This window comes from Pseudomonas sp. JL27(2026), assembly GCF_056933555.1.
Genome location: NZ_CM167794.1, coordinates 3413460 through 3437438 on the forward strand (window position 1 = coordinate 3413460; position 23979 = coordinate 3437438).

Annotated in this window: 17 protein-coding genes and 2 pseudogenes; 15 read left to right on the forward strand and 4 right to left on the reverse strand. The window is 57.5% G+C overall.

Going from position 1 to position 23979, the window contains the following annotated elements:
- Positions 1 to 193 precede the first annotated feature (193 nt).
- Entirely contained in the window at positions 194 to 3244 is a 3051-nt protein-coding gene (locus AC1Z1G_RS15535) for an autotransporter domain-containing protein (RefSeq protein ID WP_483620948.1), read from the reverse strand.
- A gap of 169 nt (positions 3245 to 3413) precedes the next feature.
- Positions 3414 to 4097 carry a response regulator transcription factor gene (locus AC1Z1G_RS15540; RefSeq protein ID WP_483620949.1) on the reverse strand — a complete coding sequence of 228 codons (684 nt, stop codon included), beginning with the start codon at positions 4095 to 4097 and terminating at the stop codon, positions 3414 to 3416.
- Between the two features lie 93 nt (positions 4098 to 4190).
- Between AC1Z1G_RS15540 and AC1Z1G_RS15545 the strand changes: the two genes are divergently transcribed.
- A complete protein-coding gene (locus AC1Z1G_RS15545; RefSeq protein WP_483620950.1) occupies positions 4191 to 6230 on the forward strand; it encodes a sensor histidine kinase in 2040 nt (679 codons plus the stop codon).
- 101 nt (positions 6231 to 6331) lie between these two features.
- Positions 6332 to 6760: a nuclear transport factor 2 family protein gene (locus AC1Z1G_RS15550; RefSeq protein WP_483620951.1), complete on the forward strand. Its 429-nt coding sequence runs from the start codon at positions 6332 to 6334 to the stop codon at positions 6758 to 6760.
- 392 nt (positions 6761 to 7152) lie between these two features.
- On the opposite strand, the gene AC1Z1G_RS15555 is transcribed toward AC1Z1G_RS15550, so the two are convergent.
- A complete protein-coding gene (locus tag AC1Z1G_RS15555) occupies positions 7153 to 8007 on the reverse strand; it encodes a LysR substrate-binding domain-containing protein (protein WP_483620952.1) in 855 nt (284 codons plus the stop codon).
- Positions 8008 to 8113: 106 nt separating this feature from the next.
- On the opposite strand from AC1Z1G_RS15555, the gene AC1Z1G_RS15560 reads away from it, so the two are divergent.
- A complete protein-coding gene (locus tag AC1Z1G_RS15560) occupies positions 8114 to 8752 on the forward strand; it encodes an FMN-dependent NADH-azoreductase (protein WP_483620953.1) in 639 nt (212 codons plus the stop codon).
- Positions 8753 to 9010: 258 nt separating this feature from the next.
- On the opposite strand, the gene AC1Z1G_RS15565 is transcribed toward AC1Z1G_RS15560, so the two are convergent.
- On the reverse strand, positions 9011 to 9907 hold the full coding sequence (locus AC1Z1G_RS15565) for a LysR family transcriptional regulator (RefSeq protein ID WP_483620954.1): 897 nt from the start codon (positions 9905 to 9907) through the stop codon (positions 9011 to 9013).
- A gap of 92 nt (positions 9908 to 9999) precedes the next feature.
- On the opposite strand from AC1Z1G_RS15565, the gene AC1Z1G_RS15570 reads away from it, so the two are divergent.
- The 12 genes and pseudogenes from AC1Z1G_RS15570 to AC1Z1G_RS15625 all read left to right on the forward strand — a co-directional run bounded on the left by AC1Z1G_RS15570 (position 10000) and on the right by AC1Z1G_RS15625 (position 23614).
- Entirely contained in the window at positions 10000 to 11007 is a 1008-nt protein-coding gene (locus AC1Z1G_RS15570; protein WP_483620955.1) for an aldo/keto reductase, read from the forward strand.
- A 261-nt stretch (positions 11008 to 11268) separates the two neighbouring features.
- Positions 11269 to 11754: a GNAT family N-acetyltransferase gene (locus tag AC1Z1G_RS15575; RefSeq protein WP_483620956.1), complete on the forward strand. Its 486-nt coding sequence runs from the start codon at positions 11269 to 11271 to the stop codon at positions 11752 to 11754.
- A 270-nt stretch (positions 11755 to 12024) separates the two neighbouring features.
- The gene (locus AC1Z1G_RS15580; protein WP_483620957.1) at positions 12025 to 14913 is read left to right on the forward strand and encodes a type VI secretion system Vgr family protein; all 2889 of its coding nucleotides are present in this window, start codon (positions 12025 to 12027) and stop codon (positions 14911 to 14913) included.
- A complete protein-coding gene (locus AC1Z1G_RS15585) occupies positions 14910 to 19487 on the forward strand; it encodes an RHS repeat-associated core domain-containing protein (RefSeq protein WP_483620958.1) in 4578 nt (1525 codons plus the stop codon). The genes AC1Z1G_RS15580 and AC1Z1G_RS15585 overlap by 4 nt, the downstream gene beginning before the upstream one ends.
- A gap of 38 nt (positions 19488 to 19525) precedes the next feature.
- On the forward strand, positions 19526 to 20017 hold the full coding sequence (locus AC1Z1G_RS15590) for a hypothetical protein (RefSeq protein ID WP_483620959.1): 492 nt from the start codon (positions 19526 to 19528) through the stop codon (positions 20015 to 20017).
- Positions 20018 to 20156: 139 nt separating this feature from the next.
- Complete coding sequence (locus tag AC1Z1G_RS15595) at positions 20157 to 20579, forward strand: HEAT repeat domain-containing protein (protein WP_483620960.1); 423 nt, start codon at positions 20157 to 20159, stop codon at positions 20577 to 20579.
- Positions 20580 to 20794: 215 nt separating this feature from the next.
- A pseudogene (locus AC1Z1G_RS15600) lies at positions 20795 to 20923 on the forward strand (PAAR domain-containing protein); the annotation flags it as partial.
- A gap of 19 nt (positions 20924 to 20942) precedes the next feature.
- Positions 20943 to 21330 (forward strand): annotated as a pseudogene (locus AC1Z1G_RS15605) (RHS repeat-associated core domain-containing protein); the annotation flags it as partial.
- A 349-nt stretch (positions 21331 to 21679) separates the two neighbouring features.
- Positions 21680 to 22105, forward strand: coding sequence for a HEAT repeat domain-containing protein (locus tag AC1Z1G_RS15610; RefSeq protein WP_483620961.1), 426 nt, complete (start codon positions 21680 to 21682; stop codon positions 22103 to 22105).
- A gap of 213 nt (positions 22106 to 22318) precedes the next feature.
- Positions 22319 to 22513, forward strand: a complete 195-nt coding sequence (locus tag AC1Z1G_RS15615) for a PAAR domain-containing protein (protein WP_483620962.1) — start codon at positions 22319 to 22321, stop codon at positions 22511 to 22513.
- On the forward strand, positions 22510 to 23133 hold the full coding sequence (locus tag AC1Z1G_RS15620; RefSeq protein ID WP_483620963.1) for a hypothetical protein: 624 nt from the start codon (positions 22510 to 22512) through the stop codon (positions 23131 to 23133). The genes AC1Z1G_RS15615 and AC1Z1G_RS15620 overlap by 4 nt, the downstream gene beginning before the upstream one ends.
- A 217-nt stretch (positions 23134 to 23350) precedes the next feature.
- On the forward strand, positions 23351 to 23614 hold the full coding sequence (locus AC1Z1G_RS15625; protein ID WP_483620964.1) for a PAAR domain-containing protein: 264 nt from the start codon (positions 23351 to 23353) through the stop codon (positions 23612 to 23614).
- Positions 23615 to 23979 lie beyond the last annotated feature (365 nt).

Sequence of the window (23979 nt, forward strand, 5' to 3'; positions counted from 1 at the left end):
GGCCGTGCCTGATCGGCTTTCGCGCATCACCCGGTGACAGGTACCCGGCTCACCGAACACGTTCAGCGGCGCAACCCGGTGCGAATCATAAATCGAATGCACCCTGATGTGCGGTGTTCACTGCAAAAACGAAAAAAGAGACCGAAGTCTCTTTTCTCAAGGGGCCAGCATCCCCCTTCAACAGGGTGCCGTTTTAGAACGCCCAACGTGCCTTGAGCGACACGCCCTGATTACTGAAAGCACTGCGCGTTTCCACGTCATAACGCAGACTCACTTCGGTGCCGTTATCCAGCGTGTGGTTCAACCCCAGCCCCGCACGGCCCAGCCATGGGCTTGGGTCCAAACCTTGGGTGGTGAAGGCCGCGCCCGGTGCCCCGGCGTAGGTCGAGGTGATGGACGCTTGCTCGTTGATCACGTCATAACCGACACCCGCGCTCGCGCTGAGCACGGTGCTGTCGCTCACGTTGTAGTCGAGCTTGCCGTCAACACCCAGCACCAGTGCCTCGGCATCACGGCTGTCCACTTTCAGGTTCAGCGCATCGGCACCTTTTTCACGGTAGGACTCGTCGGCGATCCAGGTGTAGTCGGCACGTACCGATGGCTGGAACGTCAGGGCGTCGTTGAGTCGCAGCGTGTGATCCAGGCTGACACCCGCGTGGGCGTTGTGGCTGGTGTAGTCGGCCTTGGCCGTGGCGTCGGCAAACGACATATGACGTTTGCCTTTGTTGTTGTTCTGCCCGACATCCACCTGAACATTCAACTCCGTGCCCGGTGCGACGGTGTAGCTGCCATAGCCGATCAACTGGAAGGTGTCGATCTGCATGCTCTGCGGGGCGATGTTCGAGTGGCTGTCGACATCGGTTTTCGCATAGGCGAATGCCAGGCCCAGGCGCGCCTGCTCGGAGACCGTCGCGTCAGCGCCAATCGCCAGGCCCTGGGTATTGGCGTCGAACCCGGACACACCGCTGCGCTCGTCCTGATCAGCCCACGAACCAAAGGTCTTGATCCAGAGGTTTTCCTGCGACGGCGCATCACCGGATGACAGGCCGACCCGGCCACTGTCCTGCCGCGCCTGAATAACCCGGTTGATCCCCGACAATGTGCTGCCGGTGGCACCAATCGAGCTGCCGGTGAGCAACGGCAAGGTTTGCGTGACGGCCTCGGACACTTGCTGCTGGGTGGTCAGGCTCACGAAGCTCGCCGCCAGATCGCCGGTCGGGTTCTGCGCGAACGTCTGGTCGAGGGCACGTGCCGCACCGAAGGCCGGGGAGTTGCCCATTTGGCGAACGATGTGTTCCGCCGTCAGGTTGTCATCCGGCTTGGGTGGGGTGACAGGGGTGACGGGTTTGTCTGGTGTCACGGGTACGACTGGCTTGTCTGGCGTAACAGGTACGACCGGTTTGTCTGGCGTCACGGGTACAACTGGCTTGTCTGGCGTAACAGGCACGACCGGTTTGTCTGGCGTCACGGGAACAACGGGTTTGGGAGGTGCCGCAGCAGCAAGCGTCAGGTCAACGCTGTTGCCATTCTTGACCGCGCCAAAGTTGAACAACAACGAGTTGTCGCTGACGGCAAAGGTGCCATCGCTGACCAGGTTGCGCGCCATCAGGATGTCCTGCATACCCGCGACGCCGAACGTGTGGTCAGGTCGGGTGACGTCCACCTCGATCCTGGCGTTGGTGGGCAGCGTAGCAGTGCCATCGATCAGCAACTTGCCGAAGGTGTGGTCGTCGGCGACACCCACTTTCAGTCGACCATCGGCGCCTTGTTCGTAGTTGCCCAGGATGCTGCCGAACGAGGTGGCGCCCAAGGCAAGAGTGCCGTGGTTGTTGAAACCGCCACTGCCAACGGTGATGCCGTCGTTGGCCACTTCAAAGCCTATGCCGTTGTCTTTACCGTGGGTGGTACTTCGTCCCTCCTCCATCAGGAAAGTAGCGCCCCGCTCAATGTTGAAGGCAGCAACCTGGATCGCGCTTTCGTTGCGGAAGGTAGAGCCAGACTTGACGTTAAAACTGGCGTCAATCGCTTTCACGTCGCCAATAAATCGCGCTTTATCGCCCACGGCGTTGATCGTTGTCGCGCCGCTGCCGTCAAGCCATACAGAAGTAGTCTGACCTTCGATGATACCGCTATTGTCGATGAACCCAAGAGAGCCGAATCTGCTGTCCACACCGCCCAGGCCGCTGATTTTTCCTGAGTTGCTCAGGCCTGACACCGTACTGTCGAGCAGTGCAACGCTGACGTCATTTTTGGTGAGGATGCTGCCACTGTTGTTGATGCCGGCGACGATCGTGCTGCCTTTAACATACAAAGTGTAATCACCTGACTCAATACCTCCGGTATTGTTCAGCGCTCCGGCAACCATGGACCTCTCTATTTTGATGCCACCGTCAGCTGCGGAGATACTGCCACGATTGGTCAGGTCCCCCTTCAGCGTGAGGTCACGCAATATCAAGCCCGTGCTTTTAGCGTCGATACGCCCGGTATTGAGGATACTTGCACCGACCGTGACGAATCTCAGATCAATGCCGTCGCTCCCTTTGATGGTGCCAGCATTTTCCAGACTACCAATTGTCACAAGATTGTTCTGGTAACCCCAGGCACCGACCCCAAAGTCCCCTCCCTGCATCACCCCGCCTGCATAATTGACGATGCGACCAATGGAGATTGGTGTATCCGGATTGCCGCTGATGGCCAGCGCACCTTCCCGGCCCTCGATCCTGCCTGCGTTTTCAATGCTGCCAACCGTCACAGCGGTATTGCCGCCTACCCATATTGCGTCGGTATTGCCGAGAATGTCCCCCCCAATGTTCATGATGTGCCTCACATGGATCGGGTTACCCGAGGGCTGACCAATGCCAATCGCACTGTTGGTCGTCGACTCGATGCGTCCGGCGTTTTCAATCGTCACGCCCACGACAGCACCTGAGGAGGCGTCGACCCACACGGCACTGTGATTGGTGTCATTGACGGTGAGACTGGCACCCTCACTCACGATGACGGCGGCACCGTTTTGAGTGAGCGCACACGTGGGGCCCATCCGCACATCATTGATGTAGGTGACTTGATCACTACAGTGCGTGACAGCGGCCATCGCTGGGGAGGCAGCAACGAACAGCGCACCGGCGAGGGCCACAAGACGGGCCCCGCTGATGCTGGATTTTCCGCTCGACCTGGCGCCTTCATCAGCAACAACAAACGCCTGGCGGACCTGGGACCAAATAAGACGATACGACCTGTTCATCGCTTAACTCCTTGGCTGTGGACCTGAAAAAGGTCCGCAGCCTAGCGCGGATGAACAGGGTTTAACCTGAGCAAACCTGAGCAGCTCCCAGCCGCTTGCGCCCCAGGGAACGCGGCGAAGTCAGCGAACAGGCGAGGACTGTCAGCGAGGGGTGAGACAAGGCTCATGATCAGGCATTGATCTGCGCCTGCGCATAAAAGCAGTAACCGGCATTGCGCAGGGTTTTGACCGGCAACGTGTGCCCGGTGGACTCTTCGATGTTGCGGCGCAACCGGCGCATCTGGGTGTCCAGTCGTCGCTGGTCGTAGCTGAGGAAGTCTTCGTCGAGGGACTCGATAATCGCCTGCCGACTGACACTGCCCGGTGCTTCTTGCATCAGGCAACGCAGCACCAGCAGGTCCTGTTGCGACAGGCGCACCGGCCCGGCACCGGGCACCCGCAACCGCCGAGGCCCGACATCAAGCTGCCAGGGCTGTTCGTCGCGATCCAGGTCCAGGCGTCGCTTGAGCGAATCCAGCACGGCCGCCAATTCGTCCAGGTCGCAGCCCTTGCCGAGATAGTGATCGGCCCCCTCGCCCAAACCCGCGATCTTTTCCGGCGTGGTGTCGCGCGCGGTCAACACAACGATACCCAACCGATGCCCTGATTGACGCAATCGGCGGATCAGTTGCAAGCCATCTCCATCGGGAAGGCCCAGATCGATAATCGCCAGGTGATGGCGCTGGGCCTCAAAGCCCTGCTCAAATTCGGCCAGGCTGGTGACAGTCGTGGTGCGATAGCCACTCTCGTCAAGAAATTCGCCGAGTTCCTGGGCGAGGACAGGTTCGTCTTCCAAAAGAATCAAGTCAGTCATAGCCGGCCATAGTACTCATTGCCACGGTTGCATCTCTGAGCGTTTCCAAGTGGTAGCAGTCTGCCATAAGCGGACGTGTTAAGGTGCCGCGCCATGAAGAACCTCCTCCTTGTATTGACGCTCTGCCTGGGCCTGTTTGGCCTGCAGGCGCGTGCGGATATTTTGGGCCTTGCCCGACTGGAACAACCCGTCAGTGCTGCGGGCTATCTGCAACGTCTCGATGACCCCAGCGGTGAGCTGAGCCCGGAGCAAGCCTTGCAGGCGAGCACCTGGCGCACGCTGCCCGCCAGCTTGAGCGCCGGCTACACGGCCGATTACATCTGGCTGAAATTGCAGGTCGAAGCCAAAGACGCCACCGAGCAACATTGGGTGCTGCGCCTGAGCAACGCCTTGCTGGATGATGTGCGCCTGTACCAGAACATCGAAGGTGCCTGGCAGGAACAACGCGCGGGCGAGGACCTGCCTCGCAGCCAATGGCCGGAAAACTCCCGTGCGGCAGTCTTCCCGTTGCAGTTGCATCAGGGTGAGCCGCAATTTCTGCTATTACGCCTGCAAACCAAAAACGCCATGTCGGTGAGCATCGAACTCACCCCGCGGCTGGCCTTCTCGGAATCCAACCGCCGCGAATTCCTCATGTACGGGTTGTACTTCGGCGTCTACCTGATGCTGATCGGCTTCCACAGCATCTTCTGGCGAATGACCCGCGCCCCGGAAAGCGGCTGGTACTTGAGCTATGTCAGTTGTTGCGTGTTGGTCGAGGCCCTGACGATTGGCCTGCCGCAGCAGTTCCTGGGCATTCCCGTGTGGCTCAGCGACCCCTTGCTGGGCGTCGCCCTGGCCCTTGGCGTGCCCATCGGTGTGATCTTTGCCGGCCGCCAGTTGGGCCTGCCCCAGGTGTATCCACGGTTACAACATGGCCTGGCGTGGTTGTGCTGGGGGATTGGGGGCGGCGCCGCACTGGCGGTCATCGCCGGGCACTATCGCGAGGCGATGCCGGTAGTGTTGAGCACTGCGCTGCTGTTGGTGCCGTGCTTTATTGGCTTGGGCCTCTGGCTGCTGTGTCGCGGCCATCGCCCGGCGCGCTTCTACCTGCTCGCCTTCGGCATCTACTACGCCGGTGTGGTGATCAGCTTCCTGCGCAACCTTGGGTATGTCCCGGCGATGTTCTGGACCGATCACGCAGTCGCCATCGGCACCCTGATTCACATGGGGCTGATGAGCCTGCGCATCATCACGCACTACAACCGGCTCAAGCGTGACAAGGAACTGGCCCAGGCGGCCGCCGCCGAAATGACGCTGCAACAAAGCGTGCACCTGGAGTCGCTGGTGGCGATCCGCACCCAGGAGTTGAGCCAAGAAATCCAGCGCCGGGCCCTGCTCGAACAGGAACTGCGCATCGCCCTTGAGCAGGAACAGCGCATACAGGCGCAACAGAACGACTTCGTGGCGATGGTCTCCCACGAGTTCCGCACCCCGCTGGCGATCATCAGCACCTCGGCACAGCAACTGGCGAAACACCTCGACGCACCGGCTGAAAAAAACCTGCGCCGCTGCCAGAACATTCGCAACGCAGGCTCACGCTTGCTGGCGTTGGTCGACGACTACCTGACCCATGACCGCATGACTGACCTGCGTCCCACCGCGCGCCTGGCCCCCTGTGACCTGGCCCGACTGCTGGAAGACGTGGTGGCCGAATTCGCCCCGTGGCGGATCTCGCTCGACTATCGCCTGCCCTGCCGGATGTACCTGTGCGACGCCGGTTTGCTGCATGTGGCCGTGCGCAATCTGTTGGCCAACGCGGACCGCCACACACCGGCCCCCACGCGAATTATCTTCACCGTGAGCGAAACCGACGACGGCCTCTCCCTGAGCATTCGCCACCCTGGGGACGCGATCCCCGAGGACGAACGCGAGCGCCTGTTCCACAAGTACTACCGTGGCCGGCAAGCCCAACTGAGTGCGGGTGCCGGGCTGGGGCTGTACATGGTGCAGCGGATCGCCCAACTGCATGGCGGAGAAGTTCAACTGGCAGGCGTTGGCGGACAGGAAGACGTGTGCTTTCTCATGCAGGTGCGCCTGGCCCGGGTGCCCACTGTCACACCCACCGGTCAACCGGCCGCAACGCCCTGCTGAGCAGCCGGATTGAGGCACGCCCCGCCCAGTGATCTACAGTGTGTGGGCTGGCAGTGCCGCGCCAATCATCATGCGCTACAACAAAAACAATGGAGCCGAGAATGTCTGAACTGAAACTGCACCCCAACGCCGCCGAATCCTTGAGCCAATGGCACGACATGATCCGCAAGGGGAACCTGCAAGCCTTGCCCGAGTTGCTGGCCCCACACGTGGTGTTCCGCTCCCCCATGGCTCACACGCCTTACCCCGGAGCGGCCGTGGTAGCGATGATTCTCACCACAGTGTCCGACGTGTTTGAGCATTTTGAGTACCACCGCGAACTCTCGACAGCGGACGGGCTGAGTGTTGTCCTGGAATTCAGCGCCAGCGTCGGCGAAAAACAGTTAAAGGGGATCGACATGATCCGGTTCAATGAACAAGGAAAAATCATTGAATTTGAGGTAATGATCCGCCCCTTGAGTGGCTTGCAAGCCTTGGGAGAGCAGATGGGCCGCCGCCTCGGCGCTTACCTGGCAGCCAGCAAAGGCTGATCTCGCGGCATCACTCTCTTGGGCGTCAACCCACACGAAAGAACCGCCGACCCCAACGTCTGCATCCGTTATTTATGCTCAGTTCAAAGCTAATAAAATTTTACCGATATCAGGGTGATCCCAAGAGATGGCAGGCCATAACCGACCTGGCAGCTTCCGGCCGACGCTGTTGAAAAAATCGGCTTCGGTTTCCACAGCAGAAAAGTACCTGCGTGAGAGTGAAACCTGTGTTTTGCGCCGAAAGCTCAGGGCTCGGATTTGACGTAACAGCGTGCAAAATGGCGTTTTCACCACGCTTAAAACTAACTGATCAGGGCTGACAAAGACTCACTCTTTAACAGACCCGCCCCACCGACTCAGTCAGTCTCCTGAACAGGCCCTCGAAATGACTGTCAAGCCCTGCGCGTAGAGCAATACTCCACAATGAGCTGAGTGACCGCTGCCACAATCGCCTGATCCGCTTCAGGTGAGATAAACAACCGGAACTGCGCATCCGGCAAATCCGGCAACCCTTGTTCCGCACCAAGAGCCGCCAGCCCTTGCCCCAACTGACTGACGGCCATGGGCGCTACCGCGAAGCCGGCAAGTGCCGCCGCTCGCAATCCGGCAGTGCTGCTGCACAACATCGCCGTGCGTTGGGCGACCCCGGCCCGAGCCAGCCGTGTCAGCGCGGCTTCGCGATAAGGGCACGGCTCAGGGAACAGCGCCAGCGGCAACGGCGTCGGTAACTGGGTGGCGGGTTGCGCCGACCAGGCCCACACAAGCGGCTCTTGCCACAGCAGCAGCCCCGCTTCGCTGGTTTCGCACAGAGAGCCGATGACCAACTCCAGGTGACCTTGCTTCATCAGGTTCAGCAACGTGCCAGGGATGCCCACCTGCACGTCGATCTCCATGCCTGGGTACTGCGCCGCGAAATCCTGAAAAGTGCGCAGTAACCGCGATTCGACAAAATCCTCGGACACCCCGATCCGAAGCCGCCCGTGAAACGGCGTGCGTGTCAGCTCTGCCCAGGCATCACGGTTCAGCGCGAGGATCGTGCGCGCATAAGAGACCAGGCGCTCGCCATCGGGAGTCAATTGCTGGGAACGGGTGGTACGCCTCAACAGGGGTTTACCAATCTGCTCCTCCAGTCGCCGCACGTGCCCACTGACCGCAGACTGGGTCAGGTGAAGCTTCTGGGCTGCACGGCTGAAGCCTTCTTCATCGACGACAGTGACCAATGTTTTGAGTAGTAGAGCATCGAACATAGTTTTATACGTGATCAATAGGCTATTAATTTACGATTTATATTTCAAATACAACTATGTTGCAATGCTCCCACCTGCCCTATCTCCCCACTACTCAAGGCGTGCCATGACAACTCTTCTGCATATTGAATGTTCCCCGCGCAAGCAGCGTTCGGCCTCCCTTGAAGTCGCCCGCAGCTTCATTGCGCGTTATCAGGAAAATACCCCAGACACCGAGATCATCACCCTCGACCTTTGGAACATGGCTTTGCCGGAATTCGATGATCTGGCAATGGAGGCCAAATACGCCGGGCTCAATGGCACGCCCTTGACCCCCGCACAACAAGACGCCTGGAACACGTTGAAAGACCTGGCCGCACACCTGTACCGCTCGGATGTGCTAGTGATGTCCGTACCGCTGTGGAATTTCAGCATCCCGTACAAACTCAAGCATTTCATCGACCTGGTGTCGCAGAAAGACATCCTGTTCAGTTTCGACCCGGAGCGCGGTCTGGAGGGCATGCTGCACAACAAGACCGCCGTGGTGATGTACGCCCGCGGCCTGGATTATTCCGCACAATCGATCACACCGGCAGAGCGCTTCGACTTCCAGAAACCCTACGTGGAAGCCTGGCTGAAATTTGTCGGCGTGACGGATGTGCATTCGGTGATTGTAGAGAAAACTATCTTGGGCGAAGACGTTGACCTCAACGCGCGCGAGGCCGCGACACAACAGGCCAGGAGATTGGCAGATAGCCTTCGCTGACGGATATTCTGGCCCGCTGGATAGCCGCTCCCTTTGCACCACGCCTCCTGGCTTTTCAATGTCTCGGGTTGGCAGTCACGCGGGCGCTCGTGGGCAAGCTATCCAGAAACTCGGAAATCTGTCGAGCACCCCAGAAGCGGACTCCCGCGCAAGGGTTGATCTACCACTCCCTGAGTGTCCCAAAATCACAATGCGCTGCACGATCCTTGCTGCAAAACGGTAATTGTAAATCGCAGAACTGACAGGCGAACAGCAGGGTCACACGCCTTGGGCGCTGATGAATTCGATGAGCGCTTTCAGGGCCGGTGGCACATGGTGCCGGCTGGAGTAATAAAGAAAGAATCGGCTTGGCGGTGCTTTCCATTCCTGGAGTATTTCTCTGAGATGCCCGCTCCGAATATCGTCGCGCGCCAGTTCCTCATAGACATAGGCAATACCAGCGCCATCTTTCGCCGCTTGAATCATCAGCGCGTCGTCTTCCAGAATGAGCGGGCCTGTGACGGACAAACGTATCGGTTGACCGCCAGCCTGATACTCCCAGGCGTAAAGTTTGCCACTGGGAAAACGCCTGGCAATGCACGCATGGTCAAGCAAGTCACGGGGCGCGCGCGCGATCCCCTTCGCGGCCAGATAGGTAGGCGCAGCAACGGTCACGAACGATTGAGGTGCGCCGACAGGGACTGCGATCATGTCGCCGGCCAGGCTTTCACCAAAGCGGACGCCAGCGTCAAACCCGCCGTTCACGATATCGGTCAATCCATCATCAGTGATCAGGTCCAACTGAATACGTGGATACCTGGCCACGAAGGGCGCGAGCACTTTCGCAAACACGACACGAGCAGCCGGGCGCGCCACATTGAGGCGAAGTTTGCCCGCGGGCACTTCCTGCATCGAGGTCAATTGCGCCAACGCATCGGCAATCTGGTGCAGGGTCGGGGCCAGCGTCGCCAGTAGCAACTGGCCGGCCTCGGTCGGGGTCACGCTGCGAGTGGTTCGGTTCAGCAGTCTGATGCCCAGGCGTGCCTCCAGCGTTCGCATCGCGTGACTCAACGCAGAAGCCGAAACGCCACGCTCGTCAGCCGCTTTGCGAAAGCTGCGATGGCGAGCGACGGCGGCAAAGGCATCGAGTTCAGAGAGATCGGGGTGATTACTCATGAATGCAGCTCAGTAGTTCAAATACGATTACCTATCTTATCGTCATGAGATCTCTCGCAGATACTTCTCGCATCATCTGTGGAGAGGTCGCTATGCAAAAGAATCGTCTGGGGTCATCGGATTTCCTGATTTCGCCTATTGGCCTGGGAACATGGGCAATCGCCGGCACGGGTTGGGAATACAGTTGGGGAGCGCAGGATGACAAGGACAGCCTGGGCGCACTGGAATATGCCGTCGAACGCGGCGTGAACTGGATTGATACCGCTGCGGTTTATGGCTTGGGCCATGCGGAGCAATTAGTGGGGCAATTGCTGCATCGGGTGCCGGCCTCGCGGCGCCCTTTGGTGTTCACCAAAGGCAGTTTGGTCTGGGACCCGGTCACGAAGGAGATTTCGCACTCACTGGCCCCCCAATCCTTGCTTGCCGAGATCGACGCAAGCTTGCGCCGGCTTCAAGTCGAGACTATCGATCTTTATCAGATCCACTGGCCTGCTTTCCCTGCCGACGCCAGCAGCGAAGGCATTGAAATGGCACTTTCGGCTTTGGCAGCCGCACGCGATCAAGGAAAAATTCGCGCTATCGGTGTATCGAATTTCGATGTCGCTCAACTCAAGCGGGCGCAGGCGGTGACACAGATCGTTTCGCTCCAGCCGCCGTACTCGGCCTTGATGCGGGACATCGAGAAGGACGTCCTGCCATTCTGTGAGCAGGTCGGGATGGGGGTCCTCGCCTATTCCACACTTCAATCGGGGCTACTTTCCGGCAGCATGACGCGCGAACGCATCTTGCAACTGCCCGAAGACGATTGGCGCAAGGCCCGAAGTGCTGACTTCCAGGAGCCCCGCCTGAGTGCGAACCTGGCATTGGTTGACGTCATGGCACGCATTGGAGAAAAGCACGGGATGAGCGCTGCTGCGGTCGCCATCGCCTGGGCACTTCGCAAACCGGTGGTGACAGGCGCCATTGTCGGTGCCCGCCGCCCCGCACAAGTAGACGCACTGATTGCAGCCTCTGAGCTGCGCCTTAGCGCCGCGGAAATCGACGAAATTCGACCGTTCCTGCCGCCGGGCATGGGAACCAATGTCCCTGGCGCCGCCTGACGCTATTGAGCAGAGGGTGAGCATTCAATTGAGTTATTGAACGCAGGCGCTCGATGGATGGGTAGCAGAGCAGTCGTACACGTTCGCAATGCTACCTGTCATGTGCCATGGGAGGGTAGGTCGGCCGCGCACCCGCTTCGGTCAAAACCTACCCTTCGCTGCTGACGGACATCGGTCAAAAGCGACCATTGCGGAACAACACGGTATTGCCCCTCGACATTCTTATGCGACGATGAGGTTTCGCTCTCTTTTAGGAAGCTCATGGAAATCCGATTGACGGAAGGGAAAGACTGGATGCTTTTGAAGCAAGTCCGTCTGGCTGCACTTTTGGACACGCCGACAGCGTTTGGTGTGAGTTACCAAACGGCCGCTCATTACAGTGACGAACAGTGGAAAGAACGCGCCTCGTCAGCGGCCGGACCAGAATTCTGGTTGGCCATCAAGGATGACAAACCGGTGGGAATGATCGGTGCCGGAGTCAGTCAAACGAATCGCTACAACTTGATCGGAATGTGGGTTGAACCCGAAGCGCGTGGCTCTGGCGTGGCCGCTCAGCTGGTTGAGGCGGTGAAATCTCGTGCGAAAGAAAAAGCGCATGATCGCGTTTTTTTGGACGTTTCTCCGGACAATGCAAGAGCCTCGAACTTCTATCTGAAGCAAGGCTTCTGTTTCATCGATGAGTGGGAGCCTTTAGTCAGTCATCCACGCATCATGGTTCAGACAATGTTCTGGGCGATACAGAACTGACTAACCAAGGTGTCTGCTTGCTATGCATCCGTGATGGAGCAATTGCAGACGGGCGCTTTCGACGCCAGCAACCCTTGGCGGCTTACCGCTTGAGGCTTTGATCGACCTTGGTGCCAGGTGCGTCTGCCCTTCTCCGCCGGTGGCATAAGAAGTTACGCCATGTGAGTAACCAACCCCAGACAAAAACATCAAATAGCCATCATTCAGATTGACAGCATTACTAATTCCATTTCATCATAAAAAAAGGATTTTATAGACGGATAACACGGAATGTTTGCCCCTGCCAACCAGGCTCACTTCAGCCTGGTGATCGACGGATGCGAGCCTGGCTTTCAGGTATTGGCCTTCAAAGGTCGCGAAGCGCTCAATCAGCCTTTTACCTTTGAACTGGAGTTGGTCAGCGAGCGCTCCTCACTGAACCTCGAAAGCCTGCTGCACAAACTGGCGTTTTTGCAGCTCTCGCAAAACGGCACCGGCATTCACGGACTGGTCTACAGCATTGCCCAGGGCGAGGCCGGCAAACGCCTGACCCGCTATCGGATTTCCCTGCGTCCGCAACTGGCCTACCTGGCCCATCGCGTCAATCAGCGCATCTTCCAGCAGATGACCGCACCGCAGATCATTGCCCAGGTGTTGGAAGAGCACGGCATCCTCGCCAGCGACTACAAGTTCCAGCTCAGCGCGGTGTACCCCGAGCGCATTTACTGCGTGCAGTACGATGAATCCGACCTGCATTTCATCCAGCGCCTGTGCGAAGAAGAAGGCATTCACTACCACTTCCAGCACAGCGCCAGCGGCCATCTGCTGGTGTTTGGTGACGATCAAACGGTGTTCCCGAAACTCGCACCCGTGGCCTATCAGCAGGACACCGGGCTGGTCGCCGACGACCCGGTGATCAAGCGCTTCGGGTTGCGCCTGGCCACCCGCACCAGCCGCACCACGCGCCGCGATTACGACTTCACCAAGCCGCGCATCGAGCTGGAAAGCGATGCAAAAAGCAGCGCCAAACCGGACCTTGAGGACTACGACTATCCAGGGCGTTTCGTCGACCGCGAGCGCGGTAAACACCTGGCCAATCGGGCGCTGGAACGCCATCGCAGCGACTACCGCCTCGCCGAGGGCAACAGTGATCAGCCGCTGCTGGTCACCGGGCATTTCCTGGCCCTGACCGAGCACGCCAACCCGGCGTGGAACGACCTGTGGCTGCTGACCGAAATCCTCCACGAAGGCAAACAGCCGCAGGTGCTGGAAGAGGTGATCAGCAGCGACGTCACCGACCTCAAGGACGATTTCCATCAGGGCTATCGCAACAGCTTCAGCGCGATCCCGTGGGACGTGCCGTATCGCCCTCCCCTCGATCACCCGAAACCCAAAGTGCTCGGGACCCAGAGTGCAATCGTCACTGGCCCGGCCGGTGAAGAGATTTTCTGCGACCAGTATGGTCGGGTGAAGGTGCAGTTTTTCTGGGACCGCGAGGGCGAGTTCGACGACAAGACCAGTTGCTGGATGCGCGTCGCTTCGAACTGGGCCAGCCAGAGTTTCGGCTCGATCAACCTGCCGCGCATCGGCATGGAAGTGCTGATCACTTTTCTCGAAGGTGACCCGGATCAGCCATTGATCACCGGGTGCCTGTACCACGGGGTGAACCTGCCGCCGTACAAACTGCCGGACTTCAAGACCCTGGCCACGGTCAAGAGCAAGGAATACAAGGGCAGCCGCGCCAACGAATTGCGCATCGACGACACCACCAGCGAGATCAGCATCGCGCTGCGCAGTGACCACGGTGCCAGCGCGATCAACCTCGGCTACCTGACCCACCCGCGCCCGTCCGGTGGCCAGCCGCGGGGCGAAGGCTTTGAGCTGCGCACCGATCGCCACGGCGCGGTGCGCGCGGCAGCCGGTTTGCTGATCACCACCGAGCCCCGTCACCACGAAAGCAAGCACCACAAGGACCTGCCGGAAACCGCCGAACGCCTGGCCACCGCCAGCGAACAGCAGGACGGTTTCGCGATTCAGGCCCGCGAGGTGCAGGCCCAGGAACCCGGCGATCAGGACGACGTGGCCAAGGCGATGCATGCCCAGCATTTGGGCATTCTCGGCACCGGGCCGGGCGACCTGAGCACCAACGAATTCCCCGAGTTCGTCGAACCGCACCTGGTCCTCGCCAGCCCGGCCGGGATCGCTTTGACCACCCCGCGCTCGACCCACATCGCCACCGGCGAACACCTGGCGTTGAGCAGCACTGGCCACACCAGCCTGGCCATCGGCAAACGCCTGCTGGCCAGTGCCAGCCAAGGCATGCGTCTGTTTGTGCAGAACCTGGGCTGGCGTCTGGTCGCGGCCTCCGGCGACATCGATCTTCGGGCGCTGAAAGACAGCATCAACCTGCTGGCCAAGCTCAACATCACCGCCAACGCTGACCGCATCACCCTCACGGCAAAAACCGAACTGGTGATCCAGGGCGGCGGCAGCGCCACCACCTACAACGCCGGTGGCATCACCCACGCCACCACCGGGCCGTACACCGCCCATGCGGCGAACTTCGCCTACACCGGGGCGAAAAGCCTCGCCGGTGTGTTCCCCGAACCGCCGAAACCGGGCAAGGGCAATCTGGAGCTGTTCAACCAGTACGCCGGACGGCAGGGCATCAAGGACGGTGATTTCGAAGTGATCGATGCCCTGGGTAAAAGCCTCAAGGGCACCCTCGATGCCAAGGGCTTCGCCACGGTGGCCGGTGCGGCGCCAGGACCGGCGCGAGTCATGTTCGGCAAGGACCCAGCAGACACCTGGAGCGTGGGCAGCTACATCGGCAAACCTGAATGGCCTCGGCAACCACCCGGCGCGGAGAGTATTCCGGCGCAGGTGCAGGCCATGGTGGCGAGCCTCCTGCCCGGCGGTAGCAGCGCCATGCTGGAAAACGGCAAGGACCTGATGCAAGGCGCACAAGGCGCGATGAAAACCGCCCAGCAGGTCAAGGGGCTTGTACAAGGCGGACTTGCCGGTACGCCGCAACGGGCCAGCGCCTCCCTGCCGAGCGCCTCATCGGTGTTGGGGGCCGCGAGCAAGGCCGGTCAATTGCCGAGCTTAGCCAGCGTACCGAGCCTGCCCAGGATTCCTCTTCAGACCCCGAGCCTGATGGCCGCTGAGATGCTTTCATGACCACTAGCAAAGCTGTTAAAAAACCACGCGAACCCCAAGTAGCGCCTACTCCCCTGAGCGAGGTCGACATTGAGGACGTGGCCGCAGGCGCCGAAAACTTCGATGCCTGGCTGCGAGAAATCAGCGACGACTGGGTCAACCTGGAGCGGATCAAAAACGTCGCGGGCGCCCTGCCTGCGGTGGGCAACGTCATTGCGCTGATGGATGCCCTGGGGGACATCGTCACGCTGGCCACCAGCGAAGAGCCTGACCCATTCGTCTGGGTCAGCCTGGGGATCAACCTGATTGGTGTTATCCCGCTTCCACCCACCATGGCCGCAGCGCGCATGAGCTTGCGGCCGATGCTGTTTCTGGTGCGCCAGGAGGGCAAGAAAGCCCTGGGCGATGCCCTGATCAATATCCTGATCGGGCACTTGAACGCTGATATCGTCGGCGCCCTCGATGACTTTGTCGGGGCCAAGGCCAAGGCACAACTCAAGAACCTTCTGGACGCCGTCGGCAAGTACGGCGAAGCGATGGTGATCGACCTCGCCAAGGGGCTGGAGGCACTCGCGACCGGGACGATTGATACCCAGACCGACCTCGATTCCTTCGGGAAACATGCGGATGCGTTGCTGCATAACCCCGCTGAGATCATCGACAACTCCTATGGTGCCGCCTCAAGCATCCTCAAGCTCACTTACAAGAGCCTGGCCAACGTAGCGGCGGACGCCCTGTTACCGCCAAAGGTCAAAGCGAAAGTGCTGCGTAACACGCCCAAGTTACGGGCCCTGGCACCGCAGCTACGCCGCGAGCTGAACAAGCTGGCCGATCCACAAAACCCGGACTCCCTTGAGCGCCTGCGCCAGACCCTGGCGGACAGCGTGAAAGAATGGACGCTGCGCAACGAAAACGGCCAGGGCGCCAGTGTCAAACCCGATGCCATCAGCCAGGCCAAATACCTGGCAAGCGCGGGTGCGCTAGAGGTGACCCGACGCCAGAAGCGCGGAAAAAAACGCCCCAAGGAACAGAAGAACGGCGTTTGCCCCGGGACCTGTAAAAGCATCAGTTTTGCCATGGGTTCGGAATCCATGGAACACACCGACTTCAGCCTGCCAGGACCGTTCCCGGTAGCGTGGACCCGCACCTATTGCTCTGCCTTGAGCGCCTACGACCAAGGCATCATGGGTGCTCGCTGGATCAGCGAGTTCACCACCCGCTTCGACTGCGTTGACGACGGCCTGGTGTTTCAGGATGCCGACGGCCGCAGCCATGACTATCCATTGCCCAAGGTCGGTTTGTTCCACTACGACCCGATCGAAAACTTCACCCTGGTGCGCGCCGGCGAACAGCAACTGGTGCTGTGCCGTGGTTTCGAACGCAAGGAAACCTACGTCCGTCACGGCCAGCGCTACCTGCTGAGCGGTATCGTGCTGCGCAATGGCGCGGGAATCATGTTGCACCACGAGCATCGGCATGACGACCTGCCGGTGCTGTCGGACCTGATCACCTATCAGGATGACGTGACCAAGGTGCACCTGCACCTGGGCACCCTGCTCGACGAGCACGGTCGCTTGATCGGCCTGTGGGAAATCCGTGACGGTGCACCCCAGCGGCAACTCTGCGCTTACCAGTACGACGCTGTCGGTGATCTGGTTCAGGCTCAGGATGAAAACGGCGCGGCCTGGAATTATCAGTACCAGCATCACCTGATCACCCGCTACTCCGACCGCACCGGCCGCGGGATGAATCTGCAATGGGAAGGCCTGGGCGCCGACGCCAAAGCGGTGCGCGAATGGGCCGACGATGGCAGCTTCGACACCCGCCTGGAGTGGGACGAAAACATCCGCCTGACCTACGTCACCGATGCCCATGGCTACGAAACCTGGCACTACTACGACCTCCTTGGCTACACCTATCGCATCCGGCATGCCGACGGTAGCTCTGAGTGGCTGTTCCGTGATCAGGCCAAAAACGTGGTGCGCCACGTTCACGCCGACGGCAGCACCGACCGCTTCAGCTACGATGACCGGGGCAATGTCCTGGAGCACATTCGCGCCGACCACACCGTGGTGCATTACGCCTACGACGACCAGAGCCAACTGATCAAAATCAGCGATGCCGAGGGCGGTCAGTGGCAACGCGCGTACGACGACCACGGCAATCTGGTGGAAGCCCTCGACCCGCTGGGCAACAAGACCGAATACGCCTACGACGCGGCAGGCCAGCCAACGGCAATCAAGGACGCCAACGGCAACGAAAAGGCCCTTGAATACAACGACGCCGGCCAGTTGGTGAAGTACGCCGACTGCTCGGGCAAGACCAGCGCCTGGGAGTACGACGAGCGCGGGCAGATGATCTGCTTCACCGACGCGACGGGACAGAGCACCGAGTACCAGTACAAGGCCGGTCAACTGGTGCTGATCAAGCACCCGGACAAAACCGAGGACCGCTTCGAGCGTGATGCCGAGGGGCGTTTGTTGGTGCATGTCGATGCGCTGGATCGCTGCACCACCTGGAGCTATACCGTCGCCGGCCAGATCGCCGAGCGGGTCGATGCCGCCGAACAAACCCTGCGCTACCGCTGGGACCGCCTCGGCCGCTTGCAGACCCTGGAAAACGAAAACGAGCGGCGCGCGCACTTCCACTACGACCCGATGGGCCGACTGTTGGAGGAGACCGGTTTCGATGGCCACACCACACGCTACCAGTACGACCAGAACACCGGGCGCTTGCACAGCACCGTCAATGGCGAGCGCATCATCGCGGTCAAGTTTGACCCGCTGGGCCGCCTGACCGAACGCCAGGCCAGCCTGGGTCAGCAGACGCAACGGGAAACCTTTGCCTACGATGGCAACGGCAACCTGGTCATGGCCTGCAACGATCAGAGTCGCTTGCAGTGGTTTCACGACCCGGCAGGCAACCTGGTGCGTGAACACCAGCACTACCTGGGCCTGGAAAAACCCCAGGTCGCGGTCTGGCAGCACGAGTACGACGTGCTCAACCAGCGTATCGCCACCGTACGCCCGGACGGCCATCGCGTCAGTTGGCTGACCTACGGCAGCGGCCACTTGCTGGGCATGCGCCTGGACGAGCATGAACTGATCGGTTTTGAGCGCGATGACCTGCACCGGGAAGTCGTCCGTCATCAAGGCAACCGCCTGCTGCAAACGCAAAAGTGGGACCCGGCCGGACGCCTGCAAGAACAGTTGCTGGCCCGTGGTGACGACAAGTCCACCCTGCTCAAACGCAACTACACCTACGATGCCGCCGGGCAACTGACCGACATCAATGACAGCCGTCGCGGCCCCCTCGCCTACCGCTACGACCCGGTCGGCCGCCTGCTCAGCGCCACCACTCGCCAGGGCGTAGAAACCTTCGCCTTCGACCCGGCCGGCAACCTGCTGGACGAGAAAGTCCTGCAAATCCGCCGACCACTGGATCAAGACCAGCCGCGCAGCAAACTGCTGGATAACCTGCTGCGCGAATACACCGGCACCCATTACGAATACGACGAGCGCGGCAACCAGATTCAACGCTTGCACAACGGCAGTTACAGCCGGATGCAATGGGACCTGTTCGACCGACTGGTGCGTTTCGAAGATGCTCGCCTGGCCGTCGACTATGCCTACGACGCCCTCGGCCGACGCCTGCACAAAAACTCCAGCGTCCATTACAAACAACGCCCGGAAGCCGGTTCCCAATGGAACCGCAACGAACATGCGCGCAAACAGCGCGAACTGGGTTGCGGCTTCACTCTGTATGGCTGGGACGGTGACCAACTGGCGTGGGAAAGTAGCCCGGCGCAGCACGAAAGCGGCACTGGCCGCACGGTGCACTACATCTTTGAACCGGGCAGCTTCGTGCCGGTGGCGCAGGCGCTGCGGCATCAACCGATTCACCTGACAGGCCAACCGGATTACAGCGGCAGCTACAATCTGGATGACGACCCGTTGTGGAATCACAAACCGACAGTACTGCCCTTTGAGGCGCTGGCCTGGTATCAGTGCGATCACCTTGGCACACCGCAGGAACTGACCGACCCACACGGCCACACCGCCTGGAGCGCGCAGTACAAAGCGTGGGGCGAAGTACGTGAACAGCGCTCGGAATGGGCACAACAGCAAGGGCTGACCAACCCGATCCGCTTCCAGGGCCAGTACCACGACCATGAGACGGGGCTGCATTACAACCGACATCGGTACTATGATCCGGGGGTTGGGCGGTTTATCAGTAAGGATCCGATTAGCTATGCGGGCGGGTTGAATCTTTACCACTATGCGCCGAACCCGGTTGAGTGGGTGGATCCGTTAGGGCTGGCTAGACACAACCCAAATAGTGCGTATTGCCAAGACTTGCGGGAGAAGATTATCAATATTCGACAGAGTCTGGATAAGCGCTGGCATGAACTGGAATCGGATGATGAGGCTCTACCTGAGTACATAGGCCCTGGAGAAAAACTATATCAAACACGACGTGGACATAGAATCCTGATCAATAAAGAGGATGGAAACTTACGACGCACTGAAGTTCAATATGAGGAAGAGTGTGGGGGCGCATCACAATCGTCATGTTCATGCCGAGGAAAGAAATAGAATCATGCTACAACACCTAAACCAATGGAGAGATTGAGATGGAAAGTATAAGATTGGCGCTTTATGCAACAAGAGGAAAGGGTGCGCGAAAAATATTGATGGAGCTCGCAACCGACTATGACAGCATGACATTAGGCCATAAGATATTCCCTGAGAAATGCCTTAAGTTAATTATTGAAATACTATCAGTTGATGAGCTATTTAATAAGCCCGGCATTGATATTTTTTTGTTAAAAATATCAACAGACATAAAAAAATTATCCTCACATCAAAAGCAAGAGCTGCTAGATGCCATTTGCAATAACTACTGCCGCTATACCGACATAGAGTTATGCTGGGTAATAGGAGACATGATCGCACGCCACTATGACCAAACATCTGCAATGAAGGCATTCAAAAAAATATTTAATTCAGCAACAGAACAAGGAAAAGAAGGTGTTGCCCTCGGACTTGATATTATCGCCAGACATTCAGAACGAGACCCGATAATCATGAAAGAAATTGACAGTATTCTTAGGCAATCCAATTGAACAGTATTTTTATCAACGAACGACATCATACGCCTTAGCGCCCCACCACTCACGGTGGAGTCGTGCTTCAGGCACTCTCTTAAACCGACCTCAACGGAGAGCCCATTGCCGGAGTCGGGCATAACAATGGTCAGTAGTCATGATTGAGTCAGCAGAAGAATTTATTCAGCTAATTGACAGCGAAATTGAAAGCGATAGAAACATGGCTGTGACAGAGGAGGCTTCGGAAGAAGTTTGGTCGAACGTATCCAAAAACCACCCCGAGTATGAAACATATATACTATGGAATGACACAATATCACCAGAAACATTAAAATCCTTATCCACTAGCCCTAACTCGGATGTCAGGCGGGAGGTCGCACGAAAACGCCGATCCGGGCCCGACGTTTTCAACTTATTATCCAGGGATGAAGACGCATCAGTCAGAATAGCTGTTGCAGCCAATAAAAAGACCTCACATGAAACTCTAACAGAATTGTGTTCTGATATTGATGAGCGAGTACGTGAGGTTGCACTGTACAACATGAAACATAGAAAATGGCCCAAGACCAGCGAGCAATAATAAAGATAGTATCTTGTGCAAAATCCGAACAATTCGAATCGTACTGAACTAACCAGCGCTAGCTAGAATAGTTTTTACTTCCACCTAGATTGCAAAAGACAAAACTGTAGCGTAAATATCGCCCCCCCCGTAAAAAACAGTCATCGGTACATCCTCATGATCTGTTTAAACATGTTGTTATCTGACGACTAAATATGTAGGCAATCATCAACACCATGAAAGACATCATCCGCCTCGGCGACGCCACCACTCATGGTGGCGTCGCCGAGGCCTTTTCCCAAACCAACCTCAACGGTAAACCCATTGCCGGAGTTGGACATAACGTGAGTTGCCCGCTGTGCAAGGATGTATTACAACGGCAGTTACAACCTAGATGACGACCCGTTGTGGAATCACAAGCCGACGGTACTCCCCTTTGAGGCGCTGGCCTGGTATCAGTGCGATCACCTTGGCACACCGCAGGAACTGACCGACCCACACGGCCACACCGCCTGGAGCGCGCAGTACAAAGCGTGGGGCGAAGTACGTGAACAGCGCTCGGAATGGGCACAACAGCAAGGGTTGACCAACCCGATCCGCTTCCAAGGGCAGTACCATGACCATGAGACGGGGCTGCATTACAACCAACATCGGTACTATGATCCGGGGGTTGGGCGGTTTATCAGTCAGGACCCTATCAGTTATGCAGGCGGGTTGAATCTTTACCACTATGCACCGAACCCGGTTGAGTGGGTGGATCCGTTAGGGCTGACTTCAAGATCGGGTAAGCGTGCCCCTACCGGGAAACCAAACGTAGATAGACGGTCATGTTGTGCGAAAAAATGGAAAGTCGAAAGATACGATAGAAAATGTACTGGCAGCGTTCCCGGTGTTGGGCCGGTAGCTATTTTCAGGACTCCGAAAACCAAGATTTGGTACTCTCCAGACCAAACTGAACACGGTGAGAGCGCCTGGAAAAGATTCAGAGAAACGAACGGCGGTTCGAAACTTGAATGGACTACCGACCTAGATGAATACGGCGATGAAATGTCGGGCAAACACAAGGGGTCGACAGGAAAGATTATCGACCTCAAAAAATCAAACTGCAATGGTAAGTAGTCATGATTGAGTCAGCAGAAGAATTTGTTCGACTAATTGATAGCGAAATCGAAAGCGATAGAAACCTGGCTGTAATAGGAGAGGCTTCGGAGGATGTCTGGTCAAACGTATCCAAAAACTACCCCGAGTATGAAATATATATACTATGGAATGACACAATATCACTACAAACATTAAAATCATTATCCAAAAGCCCTGATTCCGGGGTCAGATGGGGTGTTGCGCAAAAACGCCGATCCGGTCCAGAAATTTTTAAATCACTGTCTAAGGATGAAGACGAATCAGTCAGAATAGCTGTTGCAGTCAATAAAAAAACACCGTACGACACTCTATCAGAATTGTGCTCTGATTCTGATGAGCGAGTGCGCGAGGTTGCACTGTATAACATGGCTAATAGAAAATGGCCCAAGACAAGCGAACAACCATAAATACGGCATTTTGTGCAAAATTCGAATAACTCGAATCACACTGAATTAGCCGCTACTAGCTAGAAGAGCTTTTACCTCCGCCTAGATTGAAAGAGACAAACGTGTAGCGCAAACATCGCCCCCCCCGCGAAAAACAGTCATCGTTACGTCCTCATGATCTGTTTAGATCATGTTGTTATCTGATAACTAAATATGAAGGCAAGTATCAACACCATGAAAGACATCATCCGCCTCGGCGACGCCACCACTCATGGCGGCATCGTGCTCGAAGCCTTTTCCCAAACCGACCTCGACGGCAAACCTATTGCTGGAGTCGGGCATAACGTGAGTTGCCCGCTGTGCTACGAACAAAAAGGGAGAAACCGTAGTATTTACCTATCCAGCAGGACGCTTAGGACGCCAGCATGAAACACTATAAAATCCTATGTTACAAATCAGAGTTCCATGAGTACAGAAAAAAATCAAGCGGATACATAAGTGAGCTACCTGCAAAAGAACATGACCAATTTGCGTTGTTGATGGGTATCAACGCAGAAGGCTCTGCTGGTTTTGATAGGTCCCCCCAAGGTTGTACTCCAATAAGCTCTCTTGCCTCCAGATGCTATTTTGTTGACATGTACAGAAACATCCAACCACCGCAAGGAACCAATACAGGCTTTCTGCATCGACTCCTATTTCGAGATAAGAATGACGGATTTGAGAGGCTATTTAACGAACATATAAAATATGAAAATGAAGTTAAAAAATATAAAATACTTTCAAGGCATAGACAGGCGGTAAAACCTTCCACCTCGACACTAGGCAGTCTTTTACAAGACGACAGCCTATCGATAAACAAGGCCCTATATGACGTTCTACAGGAAGTCTGTCACTATATAATTATACCGGTCATATCTGGCGAACACGGGTGCGGCGCATTCAATGTTTTTTCAAGCAATCTAGACTTCTTTTTCGACGATTTTAAATCAATGGTTGGTGACTCCGGCGAAATCACTTTCGTTGACGCCTCTAAGCTTGTATATGACTAGGGTCTGTACGAAAAGTCGCCGAGTGGCGATCAGGCAAGGCAAAAGTAGGCGAGGAAGCGGAGTTTACGGGTTGTAAATGAGCATTCCGAGCCTGCTTTTAACGCAGCATGATCGACACGCAGGCAGTTTTCGTACAGAGCCTAAGAACCACCGTAAAACTTACAGATGACATCGCACTTGCGATGAACCTATGCAACCGCGCCTCGGAGTAGACTCAATGAAAGACATCATCCGCCTCGGCGACGCCACCACTCATGGTGGCGTCGTGCTCGAGGCCTTTTCCCAAACCGACCTCAACGGCAAACCCATGGCCGGTGTCGGTCATAAAGTCAGTTGCCCGTTGTGCAAGGGCGTCTTTCCTATTGCCGAGGGCAGCAGTACTTACACCGTGGGTGGAGTCGCCGTGGCACTGGACGGCATGAAAACCGCCTGTGGTGCGAGCTTGATCGCCAGCGGTCCCAAGGGAGCTGTCATTAGCTGAGCCTGCTCCCGGTAGCAACCTCGAAAACAGGCTAGTACCACTACCCTATTGTTCGGTGGCGGGTGTGAAGTACAGGTAGTTGCCAATGGTAACGGCTGGCCTTGCGGTTGGTCTTTCGGAGGTCGGCGATGGTCTTGAAATCAGGCATCACACGCCTAGTCAGCCACATAGCCGTCGGTGGACACCTTTCTGGTGAAGCAGTAGCCTACCGATAGAAATGCTCGACGACGTATCTTGTCGCCGATGTCGCGCTTCTCTTTGAGCCCTATCGTGTCTGTCACAAGTACCTTGATGATTAACAAGGACTCAGGGAGCGACGAGGAATTTTATGCGACAGCCTGTCGCGTTTGGACGCGACATAACAT